The following is a 13,508-nucleotide window of genomic DNA, read 5'->3' as shown; positions in this document are numbered from 1 at the left end:
GATGGGCTGAACACCCGGAGTTTGAGCAACCGTCAGGTTGCGACGGGAGTCAATGTTTTGAACACCTGGAGGGCTGTCTAAAACATTTTAGCGAAACACTGGTGCTGCCTGGGGGAGACTATATCCGCGCATCACCGCAATCCTGAACGCAAACACCCGGTCAGGGGGCGGGAACCGGCGCAATAAATCCAAATGAATTTTAATAAATGTAACTTAATTTTATGAGCACATATGCGGAGAACAGCACCGATCATCATCGCAACACTCATCTGCGTGCTCCTCATCAGCATGGCCGCTGCGGTCGCTCTCGGACCAAGCGGGATCGCCTTCGGATCGCTGCTTACCTCGGATAACGCCTGGATGATCCTCTGGGAGATCCGGCTGCCGAGGGTGATCGCCGCAGCGCTGGTCGGGTGCGGGCTTGCCGTGGCAGGCACGGCCATGCAGGCGCTGTTCCGAAACCCCATGGCCGACCCCTACATCATCGGCACGTCGTCGGGCGGAGCGCTCGGGGCAACCCTCGCAATCGTCTTTTTCGCCGGTACGGGACGCACCGTGCTTGCATTCGCCGGGGCGATGATCGCAACGTTTACCGTCTACTTCATCGCCCGCAGAGGGGGCAAGATCCCGGTCGAGACGCTCCTGCTCTCCGGCGTCGCCCTCGCGACGCTTCTGTCGGCACTCCTCTCCTTCCTCATGTATACCGCAGGAAAAAGTCTGCACCAGATCATGTTCTGGCTGATGGGAGGGTTCTGGAACATATCGTGGAACGACGTCGTCGTCGCCCTTCCCATCCTGATCGGGGGTGCGGGCATCTACCTCTTCGCACGCGACCTCAATATCCTCGCCCTGAACGAAGAGGACGCAACCCACCTCGGGGTGAACGTCGAGCGGGCGAAACAGATCCTCCTCGCACTGAGCGCCTTCGTGACCGGAATAGCCGTTGCAGTAGCCGGCTCAATCGGGTTCATCGGCCTCATTACCCCGCACGTGATGCGGCTGATCGTCGGCCCCGACCACCGTTTCCTCTTTCCCGCGGCCGCACTTGCAGGCGCCATCCTCCTCGTATGGGCGGACGCGCTCACGCGAACCTTCACGAGCGACATGCCTGTCGGCATCCTGACCGCCTGTTTCGGCGCACCGTTCTTCATATACCTCCTCCGGAGCCGGATGAAAGCATGAAACCGATTGAGATCACCGATATCGACGTCTCTTACGGCGCAAAGAAGATCCTCGAAGCAATCACGTTCCACGCGGACGCAGGCGAGATCCTCGGCATCGTCGGGCCGAACGGGTCGGGAAAGACGACGCTCCTGAAAGCAATGACCAGGATCGTCGCACGCGATAACGGGGAGATCCGGCTCGATGACCGGGATCTCGACTCGCTCGGGCACCGCGAACTTGCGCGCCGGGTTGCGGTCGTTCCGCAGGACATCTCGATCGGCTTCGACTATTCGGTGCGCGACGTCGTCATGATGGGCAGGCACCCCTACATCGGACGGTTTGCCTCCGAGACGGCCCGGGACGTGGAGATCTGCGACCACGCCATGCACCTTGCAAACGTCGCAGCTCTCGCCGGGGCCTCGGTGCACGACATCAGCGGCGGAGAACGCCAGCGTGTGCTCATAGCGCGGGCGCTTGCGCAGGAACCGACGATCCTGCTGCTCGACGAAGCAACCTCGAACCTCGACGTCAGCCACCAGGTCGAGATCCTCAACATCATCAGGGACCTCGCGGGTGAGATCACGGTCGTAAGCGTCTTTCACGACCTGAACCTGGCCGCATACTACTGCGACCGGCTCCTGCTCCTCAAAGACCGGAAGGTCTACGCCGCAGGAGCGCCCGGGGCGGTCCTGACCCGTGAGAACATCCGTGAGATCTTCGGGATGGAGATGCTCGTCAAACCGCACCCGCTTACGGGAAAACCATACGTCCTGCCGGTATACATGCACCAGTCGAGTGCGGGAGCGAACCGGCGGGTGCACGTCGTCTGCGGCGGGGGAACGGGCTCCGATATCCTCCACCTGCTCCATGCCGCGGGTTTCACGGTCACCTGCGGCGTCTTAAATGTCCTCGACACAGACTACGGAACGGCCATGCACCTCGGTCTTCCCTGTGTCGCAGAGCCCCCGTTTCACGGCATCACCCCGGAATCGCTCTCGGGCCTCAGGAAGTGCCTGGAGAGTGCAGACGCCGTCATCGTTACGGCGATGCCGATCGGCAAGGGGAACCTCGACAACCTCCGGGTGCTGCTCGACTATCCGGCAAAACCCGTCCTCTTCTATGCAAGAGACCACAGCACCCGGATGGAAGACTGCACCGGGGGCGAAGCCGGTGCGGTGCTGGCGAACCTGGAGGCGCGCGGGGCGCTCCGGGTCGAGGGGGCGGAGGAACTTCTCGCCCGCCTCTCGCGGGACGGCTCCGATCGCGATTGAACCCCGGACCGCACCCTGCGGCCATCAAACCCGCCGGTATGCGCCGGACCGTTTTGGGAACGGGAAACGCGCGATCGGCAGGCGCTTCAGTGCCATAGCGTGAACACGATTTGTAAGTTATTATTACCTCAACGCAAGTGTACTATAGTAATGCAAACCACGCGCCTGATACACTCTCTTGCACCGCTCGTCGTGCTGCTCCTGCTCGCCGGGACGGCCGGCGCGGCACCCGTGCCTCCTGAAGAACCGCTCGCAACAGCGGACGGCGGCGAACGATCCGTGGCGGTGACCGACGACTCCGGGAAGACCGTCCTCATCCGGGGAGCACCACAGAGAATCGTCTCGCTCGCGCCTTCCAATACCGAGATCCTGTATGCCCTCGGGCTTGATGACCGCATCGTCGCCGTCACCGAACGCTGCGACTATCCGCCGGCAACAGCCAATAAGCCGAAGGTAGGCGGGTTTAGCACCGTCAACATCGAGAAAGTGATCGCCGCGGAACCCGACCTGATCTTCGCCGCGCCCGCCAACACCGACGAAGTCATCGACCGCCTGCGAACCCTGGGGATGACCGTCGTCTTCCTTGACCCGCAGACGATCGACGGCGTCCTGCACGACATCGAACTTGCCGGAAGAGCGACCGGGCAGGAAGAGCAGGCGTCAACACTCATCGAAGAACTCCGGGACCGCATAGGAGTTGTTGCCGAAAAGGCGGCCGGGAGCCAGGCCGAAAAGCCATCCGTCGCCCACGTCATCTGGCACGACCCGCTCTGGGTCTGCGGGCAGGGAACGTTTCAGAACGAGGTGATCACGATTGCCGGCGGAACCAATGCGTTCGGCTCGGTCGACGGCTGGAGCATCGTCAGCCTCGAGGAGTTCATCACCACGAATCCCGACTATATCCTGGTCAGTTCGGGCAGCGGGATGGACCGGGACGGCTACGACGCCATCTACAACTACATCATCAACGAGCCCCGCCTGCAGAACCTCGACGCGGTCAGGAACGACCGCGTCTACGTCATCGACGCTGACGTCGTCAGCCGGGGGAGCCCGCGGATTGTGGATGCGCTTGAAGAAGTGGCGGGCTACCTCCATCCGGGCACCTCCGGGGAGGGCACGCCGAAGCCGACCGGGGCGGTTCAGTCGCCGGGGTTCGGCGTGATCCCGCTCATTGGTGCCGTCGTTGCCGTATTCCTGATCCGGGCGAAGCGGTAGTGCCCTGAACGGGAATACAGCGTCGGTCGTGCGGCGTCTCAATGGTCGGGGGAGCGCCCGATCAGCCGCTTCACCGCCGCGAGGAACTCCCGAAACTGCTTCGAGACCTCCGGGCCGGGTGAGCCCGGGTAGGCGTTTGCACCGCGGACGACGGTGCTCCACCCGTCCACCTCCATCCGCAGGTGCCAGTAGGTGACGTCGCAGCAGGAGTGGGCGGAGACGTACTCCGGCTCCCACTCCCGGACACCAAGCCGGTCGACAGCCTCCCGGAACCGCGCCCATTCCTCCGGTTTCGGCGACGTTTCCGTCACCACCCCGGAGTAGCCGCCGGCACTCGCCCACTCGTAGAGGAGCCGGCCGTCCGCGAGCCTGACGTAGAGGGACGGCCCGACGCTCCCGCCCAGGTAGAATTCGAACGCCGCCGGAGGTGCACCGCCGCACATACCAGATTATACGAGCAGGACGGCCAAATACCCTGCGACCACAAGGCCCATGCAGCAGATCCCGGCGACGTCGGCCCGGCCCGGGGAGAGGTCGCGCATCGGCGTCCGCCTGCCGGAACGATACCCGCGGAGATCGATGGTCAGCCCGAGTATCGTGGCTTTCCCGAGCGAGTTCGAGACCAGGGGGATGATGATGGGGAAGAGTCCCCGTATCTTCCCGGCAAGGCCGTTCCCCGGGTTATAGGCGCGGGCAAGCTGCGCCTCGTGAATCCGTTTTCCCTCGAGCTGCAGGCTCGGGATGAACCGGAGCGCGATCAGGAACATGAGGGTGTAGTCGACCGGCATCCTGAGGCGGTCCATGACGTGGACGAGGTCGCGCGGCTGGGTCGATATGACCAGGAGCTGGAACGCAAAGAGCATCGCGGCGAACCGAAGCGACATCGCGAGCGCAAGGTCGATCGCCCCCGCCGTGACGGGGAACGCCCCCCCGATGACCGGGATCGACTGCGGAACCAGGTAACAGATGATCTCCCCGCTCCTGATGGTGAGAACGGTGAGGGCGAGCAGGCTCACCGCGAGCGAGATGAGCAGCGGAACCTGGCGGAGGAGATCGCGGGCGAGCCCGCTCACGATCGCTATGGCCACGACCGCCCCGGCAAGCGCCGCAAGCATCACGGTATCGCTCGTCAGCACCGCAAGGGCCACGACGACGGCCGCAAAGATCAGTTTGGTGAGCGGGTGGAGGCGGTGAAAGGCGCTCTCCCGGGTGACGTACTGCATGATTTCAGACATGGTTCCTCCTCGTAAATTCCGCTGTCACGGATGATTCTTCCCTGCTCCATCCTGACGGTGCGGTCCGCGTACTCCTCTCCAAGACGCATGTCGTGCGTCACCATGATGATCGTGTGGCCGCCCTGCCGCAGGCGGCCGAGGATCTCCATGACCCTCCCCGCCTCGCGGGTATCTAGCCCGGTCGTAGGCTCGTCGAGCACGATGATCTTTGGTTTCATGGCGATGACGCAGGCGATGGCCAGACGCTGCCGCTCGCCCCGTGAGAGCGAACGCGGGTAGGCCGTCTTCCGGTGGATGAGACCGACCTCGCGAAGGGCCGCGTCGACCGGCTCTTCCGAAGCGCCGGGGTCGATGTTTTTGAGGCCGAACGCCACCTCCTCCGCCACGGTCTCCGCAAAGAGCATGGTGTCCGGGTTCTGGAAGACAAGGCCCACATGGCGCGCGAGCTCGGCTATCGGAACGCTTCCGGCGTCGAGCCCGTCCACGGTGACGCTGCCTTCGGTCGGGCGGAGCAGCCCGTTGAAGTGCTTGACGAGCGTCGTCTTCCCGGACCCATTCTCCCCGACCACGGCGACGATCTCTCCTGAAGCGACCTCGAGGTCGAGGTCCCGGACGGCCACAACCCCGTCGTAGCGGTGGACGAGCCCCCGGACGGATATGACGGGTGGCGCCCCCGGGGGGGCTGCCGCCGGTGCGGGAGGCCGGGCGCCGTCGCCTGCCGGGTGCTGCAGGCAGGCGTCCTCCGCCATCTGCTCGGGAAGGACCTCCCTGACGATCGCTCCGTCTTCGACGACGACCATCCTGTCCGCGATGGCGGCTAGGTCGCCGAGTTTCTGCTCGACGATGAGCACGGCGGTACCTTCGCCGGAGAGCCGCCGGAGAAGGGCGGATACCGCACCGGTCGCTTCCGTGTCCAGTTCGGCGGTGGGTTCGTCGAGGATCAGGATCTTCGTGCCGAGAGCGATGGTTGCGGCGATGGCGACCCGCTGTTTCTGCCCCCCGGAGAGGGTGTGCGGGGCACGGTCCGCAAGATCGGCGATCCCGGTCGCCTCCATCACCTCGCGGAGCCTCCGCTGCATCTCCTCCCGCGAGAGGCCGAGGTTCTCAAGCCCGGACGCGACCTCCTCCTCGACGGTCGTGAAGATGAGCTGGGCATCGGCGTCGTCGAAGACCACCCCGACGTGCCGCCCGATCTCGCCCATGTTCCGGTAGTCCCGGACATTGTTGCCGAGGATGGTGATCGCGCCATCGAGCGTACCGCCGTACTCGTGGTGGAGGATGCCGGACGCCGCAAGGCAGAGCGTCGTCTTGCCCGCCCCGGTAGGGCCGGTGACGAAGACGATCTCTCCCTTCCGGAGCTCGAGGCTGATCCCGTTGAGCGCCGGCGTCTCTGAGCCGGGGTAGGTGTAGGAGACCCCCCGGAGGGAAAGGGCGGTTTCCCGCCCGGTCTCAGGACTCATCGACCGGCCTCATGTCCCGTCCGGGGGCCGCCTGTCGGGCCCCCCGCATCAGCGCCCGCGATGCCGGCATCTCGAGCGCCTGCGCGACGGCGGCGTTGACCCCCGCCGTGATCAGGACGATCGGCACGGTGACCGCGAGGAACGCCTCGAGGGTTCCGAACTTGTCAAGAACCGTCGGGGCCACGGCAAGGATGGAGATGAAGATGAACGAGAACCCGCTCGCGAACGTGGCGAGAAGCGTCGTTACCGCCGGAGCGAGGACGAACCGGTCTCTCAGCACCAGGTAGACCCCGAGACAGGCGACCGCACCGATGGGTTCGCTGATGAGGTTTGCGGGCGGGAAGATCGAGTGGCTGAGGAGCGCACAGACGACGCCCGCCACGATGCCGATCCCGAGCGCCTCACGGAACGTGGGCGCGATGAGGATGATGGCGAGGCAGTAGAAGGCGATCACGAGGTTCGATACGATAGGGCCGGGGATCAGGAGGGACATGTACCTGATGATGGCCCCTATGGCAAGGAGTATGCCGACGATTGCAATATCTCTTGATTTCATGGTATCAATCTCATACTATTGAGGTTCGACGAGCGTTCAGACGGAACGTGTGTAGCGGGACGGAGGCCGGTGTGACCGGACGGCTCTGACTTCGCCACACATCATTGTACAAAATAGTACATTATTGAATATATATTTATGGGAGTGGAAACCCCGTCCGGGCAGGTCAGCGCCGCAGGAAGATGATCGCCGCAGCAACCGCCGCACCGGCCGTCATGAGGACGGCGAGGGAAGGTGCTGCTGTCGTGGGCTCAGGAGCGGGCGTCGTTGCCGGTATCGTAGCCGTCGGCGTCTCCGTCTCCACGGGCGATGCGGCAGGCACGGCGGTTCCCGGAGCCGCGGTTCCCGGCGGGGACCCGAGGGTGACCGGGATGGTCGTGTAGCCGTGGCCGGCGAGGTTCCGGCGGTCGACGGGCGCATCCACGGCGTAGACGGTATATGTCCCGGGATCGAGCCCGGCCTCGCCCGTCCTCCATCGGTAGGTCCAGCGGTCGTCGCTACCGACCGTCACCGCCGTGAAACTCCCCGGATCTCCCGGGCGGACGGGCGTATGCGGATCGTCAAGCCGCCCGCCGGCGGGCGGGAGGTTCGGGCCGGTCACGAAGAGGTAGACGGTATCGCTTCCCGTGCTCGTACCCGTGAGCGTCACCTCGCTGCCCGGGTATACGGCGACGGCGGAGGCCGCCGGGGTAGCGGCAAGGGTGAGGAGGAGAAGGGCACCCGCGAGTATCAGGGTTCGGTCAGGCATGCGGTTCACCGCCATCCGGTCGACCCGGGAGATGATGAACCTGATCCCGTCAGGGGGAGACGGCATGCCGGCCGACGGCATGCGCCTCCACGAGGTGCCGGGTGCTCGCCTTCGCCCCGCCGCCTGCAGGACTGAAGCGGGCTCCGTCGAGGGCGGCAAGGATTGCCCCGATCGCCCCTGCATGCGACCGGCCGTAACCCCCTTCGAGCACGAGGGCGAGAGGTGCAGGGGTCGCGTCCACGAGCATCCCGGCCAGCGCCCCGAAGTCTTCGGGCAAAAGACGAATCGAACCGAGCGGGTCGTCGAAGAGCGCGTCCTGGCCTGCCGAGACCACCACGACGTCCGGTTCGAACCGCCGGAGCATCGGGACGAAGACCCGGCTAAAGACGAGCGCGTAGTCGGCGCCGGCCGAACCCGATACAAGAGGCACGTTGACGGTATACCCCGCACCCGGCCCGGCACCCCGCTCCTCCGGCCACCCGGTACCGGGGAAGATCCCCGCCTGGTGAACCGAACAGTAGAGCACCCGGTCCGAGGTGTAGAACGCCTCCTCTGTGCCGTTCCCGTGGTGCAGGTCCCAGTCCACGACCGCCACACGGTCGATCGATAACAGTGCTTTCGCGGTTGCCACGGCAACATTGTTGAAGAGGCAGAACCCCATCGCCCGGTCCGGTGCGGCATGGTGCCCCGGCGGGCGGACGAGAGCGAAACAGTGCTCGCCGTCGAGAGCCCGTTCCACCGCCTGCCATGCGGCTCCGGCCGCATACAGCGCCGCGTCGAACGAACCGGCCGTGACGTAGGTATCCGGGTCGAGGTAGCGGGCGCGGCCGGGCGGACACTCCCTGCCAAACGAGCGGACGCCTTCGATATGCCGCTTTGTATGCACCCGTGCCAGGTCGTCGACCGTCGCCCGCTCCGGGGCGATGCGGCGGGCACCGGTCGGCACCCCCGTGAGGGCGGCGTCGAGGCGAGCCTGCGACTCGGGGTGGCCGGGCGCGTCGTGGGCCGAGAAGAAATCCCCCGTCACGACCGAATAGGGCATGGCGATCGATGATGGGTTGGCGGCTCCGGATATGAACCTTATCTGCAGGGGGCGGGAAGCGGCCCGCCGGCAGAAAGTATTTGAAGAGCGAGATGGAATCATCGACAGAGAGAGCCCGGAACGCTTGCAGGGTAAAGGGGCGCGTCGGGAGAGTTGGAGGGGTAAGATGCCGAGAGTATCGAATATCGAACTGTTGCGAAAGCGAGAGCAACTCATCATATCGATCCGCACCCGGGCAAAGGTCGAAGATCTGCCGATGCTGATCGGTGAGGGGTACGGCAGAATGGCTGATTATCTGAAGGAACTGGGGGAACTTCTCTCAGACGTCCCGTATGTGGCATATCACAACATGGACATGCAGGATCTCGATGTGGAGATGGGGTTTCCCGTATCGAAGATACTGCCGGAGAAGGGAAAGATCCAATCGGGCTCCATCCCGGAAAGCAACGTCGTCTTCTGCATGCACCGCGGCGCGTATGGAGAGATGGCGTCGACCTACGAGGAGATGGCGGACTGGATAGAGAAGAACGGGCTTACGCCTGCCGGCACCGTCTACGAATACTATTACAACGGGCCCGAGTACCCGGAGAGCGAACTGTTGACGATGATCGTCATGCCGCTGCTGTAAGCCTCAAACATGCCTCCCGGCCGGTTCTCCGGGGGAGGGCGACACCTTATCCTGTCGCCCGGAGTCGTTGCCGGTACGTTCCAAGGGGGCCGCCCCCCATCCCCGGTCAACCGGGTGCGATTTATAGCAGGGGGACGGGTAATAGGAGTACATGCCCGCGCCGGGCGTGACCTCACCCTCGTGCATCTATGCCTGCACCCGGTTTCGGGTCAGGAGGACGACGCTCCTTCCCCGTGAAGAGTACCTGCGGATCATGCAAATGGACATACCAGGGGTGATCGGCTACCTCAGCCGGCGGGAGGATTACAGGCAGATGGTCCTGGATCTCGCGCACGACTTCTCCGGCGCCCAGCTCATCGAGGAAGCGGTAAACCGTAACCTGGCGCAGTCGTTCCAGCACGCCATCGCAATCGTCCAGGGGAACCTCCAGACCCTGACCCGGGAGTATCTCAACCGGTGGGACATCGCAAACGTCATGGCGATCCTGCGGGGCACGGCACACGATATACCCCGGCGGCAGATCCGCGACCTCCTCATCCCGGCAGGGGAACTCGAGGGCACGACCCTCGAACACCTCCTCGATCTCGCGGCCTGCAACCGAATCGTCGAGGAACTCCAGGGCTGGCGGCTCTACCCGGTTCTTGCAGAGCACCACCGCGACCTCGGAGAGGCGCGCGCCTTTGCTCAGGTCGAGAACGAACTCTACCGGCAGTACTACGCCGATCTGCTCGGTCTTGCCGCAACCGGGTACAGCGGGTTGCAGGAGCTGATCGCCTACCTCCGGTTCGAGATTGACATCACCAACATGAGGAACCTCCTCCGGCTCCACTGCGCCGAGGAGGCGTGCGATATCGCGACCATCGACCGAACCATGATCCCCGGCGGCCGTATCCCCGTCGCCCTCTTCCGAAGGCTTTACGGCATCGAGACGGAAGGCGAGTTCGTCAGCGTCTTCCTCGAGACCGACATTGCCCCTGTTCTTGCCCAGGCGGTGCGCGAACTCCGGCAGGACCCGGAGTTCGCGAGCGTTGACGCCGCGGAACTAATCTGGCAGCGATGGCACAGGCGCAGGCGGCCCGTTCACGAGGTCGAGATGGCGGTCACCCGCGTCAGGCTCCACCAGCTGGAGGGCCTCTCCCGGCGACACCCGTTCTCGGTTCTGCCGGTGCTTGCCTACCTTGAGCGGAAGAAGTACGAGGTCGCGAACCTGCGGGCAATCGCGCGGGGGAAAGCATACGGCCTCTCGCCCGAGCGAATATGGCAGTATATCGTCCTATAGGAGAGATATCATGCCGACCGACGACATCAAACCCACCAGGGCCGGCCTCCTGATCGTCAGGCGGCGGTTTGCGCTCGCAGAGAGGGTACACCGGCTTTTATCGATGAAACTCGACGGCATGATGCTGGAACTGGTCAGGCTCACCGATCAGGCAGCTCGAGAGCGTCAGGAACTCGAAAAGAAGTACGCCGGGGCACGGGAGATGGTAGCGGTCGCCGCCATGATGGAGGGGGCGACGGGAGTGCTCCTTGCAGCGCTCTCGGTGGAGGCCAATCCTACCTATACGACCGGGCACAGGAACATATTCGGGGTGCGGCTCCCGGACCTCGAACCGGTGATGGTGAGAAAGACGCTCGACCAGCGGGGTTACGGCATCCTCGGAACATCGTCGGTCATCGACGACGCGGCCGACGCCTACGAAGAACTCCTCGAAGCGATCATCGCAACCGCCGAACTCGAAGGAGGAGTCAAACACCTGCTCGACGACATCGAGAAGACGCGGCGGCGGGTGAACGCACTGGAGTTCAAGATCATCCCGGAACTCACGGAGGCCCGCCGGTTCATCGAGAATCAGCGCGACGAGATGGAGCGCCAGGAATGGACACGGCTCCGGCGCATCAAAAAGATAAAAGCAAAGAGGACGGGGGGGCTTTAGAGGTCGGCGGCCTGCTGCCGTGCAAGGGACGCGATCGCGGCGTCCACGATAGTGCCCAGAGCGTCCACGCCGAAGGTCTCGGACGAGAGGACGATATCGTACGGCGAGAGGTCGTCGATCTCGATACCGTAGTAGTTCCGGTAGCGGGTGGCCTCCGATCGCTGCCGGTTCTCGGTATAGGCCCGGGCCCCCTCTTCGTCCATCCCGTCACGCCCCGCAATGCGCCTTGCCCGGCAGGAAAGTGATGCCGAAAGCCAGATCCTGAGATCGGCGTTCCCGACCATCCTCCCCGAGAGCCTTCCCTCGATGATGATGTTTTCGGCGGTTTCGCCGATCTCTTTTTGCCGGGCGTCGATCATCCTGTCGACCGAGGGATCGTTCTCCGCGAACTTCCCGAAATCGGCGAGGTCCATGCCGTGCTCCTTCGCGAGCTGGCGGAAGACCTCTCCCGCGGAGATGAGGTCGAGCCCGTGCTTCCCGGCGAGGTAGCGGGCGAGCGACGTGGTGCCGCTCCCCGGCGGGCCGCTGATGGTGATCCGCATCAGAGCCCTCCGATGTTGAGGGCCTTTCTGATCACCTGGCTGATCGTCAGCGAGCAGATCATGTACCAGAGAATCCACGCGGGGACGATCCAGAACGCAAAGCCCGAGAGGCTGACCGCACCGAGGAACGGCAGCACGATACCGGTCTCAATGGCGGGCGATGCACCGATCTCGGGAAGCCGCAGGAGAAGCCAGAAGAAGATCGGCACGGAGAGCACGAGGATGATCGCCATCGGCGTAAACTGCTGCCGGGAGATGTCGAGCTGGTCCTGCATCATCCGCTCCTGCTTCCCCTGGAGTTTCTTGATCCTCTTTTCGTCCCCGGAGAGTTGGGCCTCCCGGAACTCCTTCTGGAAGACCTTCATCTTCGCCTGCGTCTCCTGCATCTTCTCGTAGTCGATGGTGTACTTCTGGACGAGCGAGGAGTAGAGGCCCGTGATGCTCGAGAGGATCAGGATCATGACGAAGAACGGCACCCCGAGGGTGTCGATGAAGGGGCCCAGCACTACATCCATCGCCGAACCGACCGTCACCCGTATCCACTCGACGCTGTACGAGAGCATCACGAGCATGGTAAAGAGGAGGGCGATCGTCGGGCCTTGCTTCTTCAGGTCTACCATATCAGGTTACCTCAGCACACTCACCAGGTCGTCGATGCCCTGTTCGAGCAGGAAGTTCTCGTTCCGGACGATCTTGATGGTGCAGCCGGTATACATCGCATATGCCGCGCTGACTGCGCGGTTGAACTCCTGGTGTTCGGCGATCGCGCGGTATCCTTCCATGTCGCGGGCTCTCGAGGCGTCGCCGAGCCGGCGCATCAGGATCTGGTCGGGGTCGGTCTCCACCAGCACGACGATATCGGGCATCAACTCGCGGAGCACCCATTCGGGCAGCCCCGCAAGGAACCCCGTCGGGGTCTTGACGCTGCTGTGCGTGTCGATGATGATGTTTGCCTCCCCGCTCATGGCGGCGATTCCCGAGGCGGCCGCCTGCTGAAGGCGTTTCTGGACATCTTTCTCGAGTTTGCGCATCTCATCCCGATCCGAGACCAGATCCTCTTTTTTAGCCACCTCAAACATGAACGTGCCGAAGTTGACGGCCTCATACGCAACGCCTTCGGCCGCCAGCCTCTCCATCGCGCCATTAATGACGGTGGTCTTTCCGACACCGGGAACCCCCGTCACGACAACTTTCTTTCCCAACATTATCACTCCCGTTTGGGTATCATTCGCTGTAAGATAAATCCGTGCCTGAAAGAGTAATGCCTTTCGGAATCACATGGGGCCCGGTGGGCCCGGGTAGAAAATGGGTTCTGTGCGGTTTTGGGGGAGAGTGAGAATCGGGAGGTGTCATTCTCAGTCGAAGCGAGCGCTTCGCGCCGCTTCTTCAAGAATGACTCCTCCGGCCTGACCTTCGGACTCACCCTCAGTCGAAGCGAGCGCTTCGCGCCGCTTCTTCAAGAATGACTCCTCCGGCCTGACCCCCCCGGGTCAGGCCTGACTCATTCTTAGTCGAAAAAGGTGCTGAGGCACCTTTTTCTCCAAGAGTAACTTCTCCGGCCTGACCCCCCGGGTCAGGCCCAACCCATTCTTAGTCGAAAAAGGTGCTGAGGCACCTTTTTCTCCAAGAGTAACTTCTCCGGCCTGACCCCCCGGGTCAGGCCCAACCCATTCTTAGTCGAAAAAGGTGCTGAGGCACCTTTTTCTCCAAGAG

At 63.6% G+C, this 13,508-nt stretch carries 15 protein-coding genes; 6 read left to right on the top strand and 9 right to left on the bottom strand.

Annotation, left to right across the window (positions count from 1 at the left end):
* The first annotated feature begins 231 nt into the window (after positions 1-231).
* The 3 genes from EI28_RS08695 (at position 232) to EI28_RS08685 (ending at position 3,650) form a co-directional block, all read left to right on the top strand.
* The gene (locus EI28_RS08695; protein WP_048114222.1) at positions 232-1,182 is read left to right on the top strand and encodes an iron ABC transporter permease; all 951 of its coding nucleotides are present in this window, start codon (positions 232-234) and stop codon (positions 1,180-1,182) included.
* The gene (locus EI28_RS08690) at positions 1,179-2,435 is read left to right on the top strand and encodes an ABC transporter ATP-binding protein (RefSeq protein ID WP_048114221.1); all 1,257 of its coding nucleotides are present in this window, start codon (positions 1,179-1,181) and stop codon (positions 2,433-2,435) included. Before EI28_RS08695 ends, EI28_RS08690 begins: the two co-directional genes overlap by 4 nt.
* 150 nt (positions 2,436-2,585) lie before the next feature.
* Positions 2,586-3,650 carry an ABC transporter substrate-binding protein gene (locus EI28_RS08685; protein ID WP_048114220.1) on the top strand — a complete coding sequence of 355 codons (1,065 nt, stop codon included), beginning with the start codon at positions 2,586-2,588 and terminating at the stop codon, positions 3,648-3,650.
* Between the two features lie 38 nt (positions 3,651-3,688).
* On the opposite strand, the gene EI28_RS08680 is transcribed toward EI28_RS08685, so the two are convergent.
* The 6 genes from EI28_RS08680 to EI28_RS08655 all read right to left on the bottom strand — a co-directional run bounded on the left by EI28_RS08680 (position 3,689) and on the right by EI28_RS08655 (position 8,691).
* Positions 3,689-4,093: a hypothetical protein gene (locus tag EI28_RS08680; protein ID WP_048114219.1), complete on the bottom strand. Its 405-nt coding sequence runs from the start codon at positions 4,091-4,093 to the stop codon at positions 3,689-3,691.
* 6 nt (positions 4,094-4,099) lie between these two features.
* Positions 4,100-4,885, bottom strand: coding sequence for an energy-coupling factor transporter transmembrane protein EcfT (locus tag EI28_RS08675; RefSeq protein ID WP_048114246.1), 786 nt, complete (start codon positions 4,883-4,885; stop codon positions 4,100-4,102).
* Positions 4,816-6,345 carry an ABC transporter ATP-binding protein gene (locus EI28_RS08670; protein WP_048114218.1) on the bottom strand — a complete coding sequence of 510 codons (1,530 nt, stop codon included), beginning with the start codon at positions 6,343-6,345 and terminating at the stop codon, positions 4,816-4,818. Before EI28_RS08670 ends, EI28_RS08675 begins: the two co-directional genes overlap by 70 nt.
* A complete protein-coding gene (locus EI28_RS08665; RefSeq protein ID WP_048114217.1) occupies positions 6,335-6,901 on the bottom strand; it encodes a hypothetical protein in 567 nt (188 codons plus the stop codon). Before EI28_RS08665 ends, EI28_RS08670 begins: the two co-directional genes overlap by 11 nt.
* Before the next feature lie 166 nt (positions 6,902-7,067).
* Positions 7,068-7,730, bottom strand: coding sequence for a hypothetical protein (locus EI28_RS08660; RefSeq protein ID WP_231476678.1), 663 nt, complete (start codon positions 7,728-7,730; stop codon positions 7,068-7,070).
* Positions 7,699-8,691 carry a histone deacetylase gene (locus tag EI28_RS08655; protein WP_048114216.1) on the bottom strand — a complete coding sequence of 331 codons (993 nt, stop codon included), beginning with the start codon at positions 8,689-8,691 and terminating at the stop codon, positions 7,699-7,701. Before EI28_RS08655 ends, EI28_RS08660 begins: the two co-directional genes overlap by 32 nt.
* 166 nt (positions 8,692-8,857) lie before the next feature.
* On the opposite strand from EI28_RS08655, the gene EI28_RS08650 reads away from it, so the two are divergent.
* The 3 genes from EI28_RS08650 (at position 8,858) to EI28_RS08640 (ending at position 11,253) form a co-directional block, all read left to right on the top strand.
* Positions 8,858-9,319: a GyrI-like domain-containing protein gene (locus EI28_RS08650; protein WP_048114215.1), complete on the top strand. Its 462-nt coding sequence runs from the start codon at positions 8,858-8,860 to the stop codon at positions 9,317-9,319.
* A gap of 151 nt (positions 9,320-9,470) precedes the next feature.
* Positions 9,471-10,598, top strand: coding sequence for a V-type ATP synthase subunit C (locus EI28_RS08645; RefSeq protein WP_048114214.1), 1,128 nt, complete (start codon positions 9,471-9,473; stop codon positions 10,596-10,598).
* A gap of 10 nt (positions 10,599-10,608) precedes the next feature.
* Complete coding sequence (locus EI28_RS08640) at positions 10,609-11,253, top strand: V-type ATP synthase subunit D (protein WP_048114213.1); 645 nt, start codon at positions 10,609-10,611, stop codon at positions 11,251-11,253.
* Here EI28_RS08640 and cmk read toward each other — a convergent pair.
* From cmk to EI28_RS08625, 3 genes are read right to left on the bottom strand one after another with little or no spacing between them, the layout of a single operon-like run.
* Positions 11,250-11,795, bottom strand: a complete 546-nt coding sequence (gene cmk / locus EI28_RS08635; protein ID WP_048114212.1) for a (d)CMP kinase — start codon at positions 11,793-11,795, stop codon at positions 11,250-11,252. The genes EI28_RS08640 and cmk overlap by 4 nt on opposite strands.
* Positions 11,795-12,415, bottom strand: coding sequence for a DUF106 domain-containing protein (locus tag EI28_RS08630; RefSeq protein ID WP_048114211.1), 621 nt, complete (start codon positions 12,413-12,415; stop codon positions 11,795-11,797). Before EI28_RS08630 ends, cmk begins: the two co-directional genes overlap by 1 nt.
* Before the next feature lie 6 nt (positions 12,416-12,421).
* Positions 12,422-13,000: an adenylate kinase gene (locus EI28_RS08625; protein ID WP_048114210.1), complete on the bottom strand. Its 579-nt coding sequence runs from the start codon at positions 12,998-13,000 to the stop codon at positions 12,422-12,424.
* Positions 13,001-13,508: the final 508 nt, after the last annotated feature.

This window comes from Methanoculleus sp. MH98A (genome assembly GCF_000691865.1).
Lineage (GTDB): Archaea > Halobacteriota > Methanomicrobia > Methanomicrobiales > Methanoculleaceae > Methanoculleus.
This window is presented reverse-complemented; position numbering and strand designations above follow the sequence as displayed.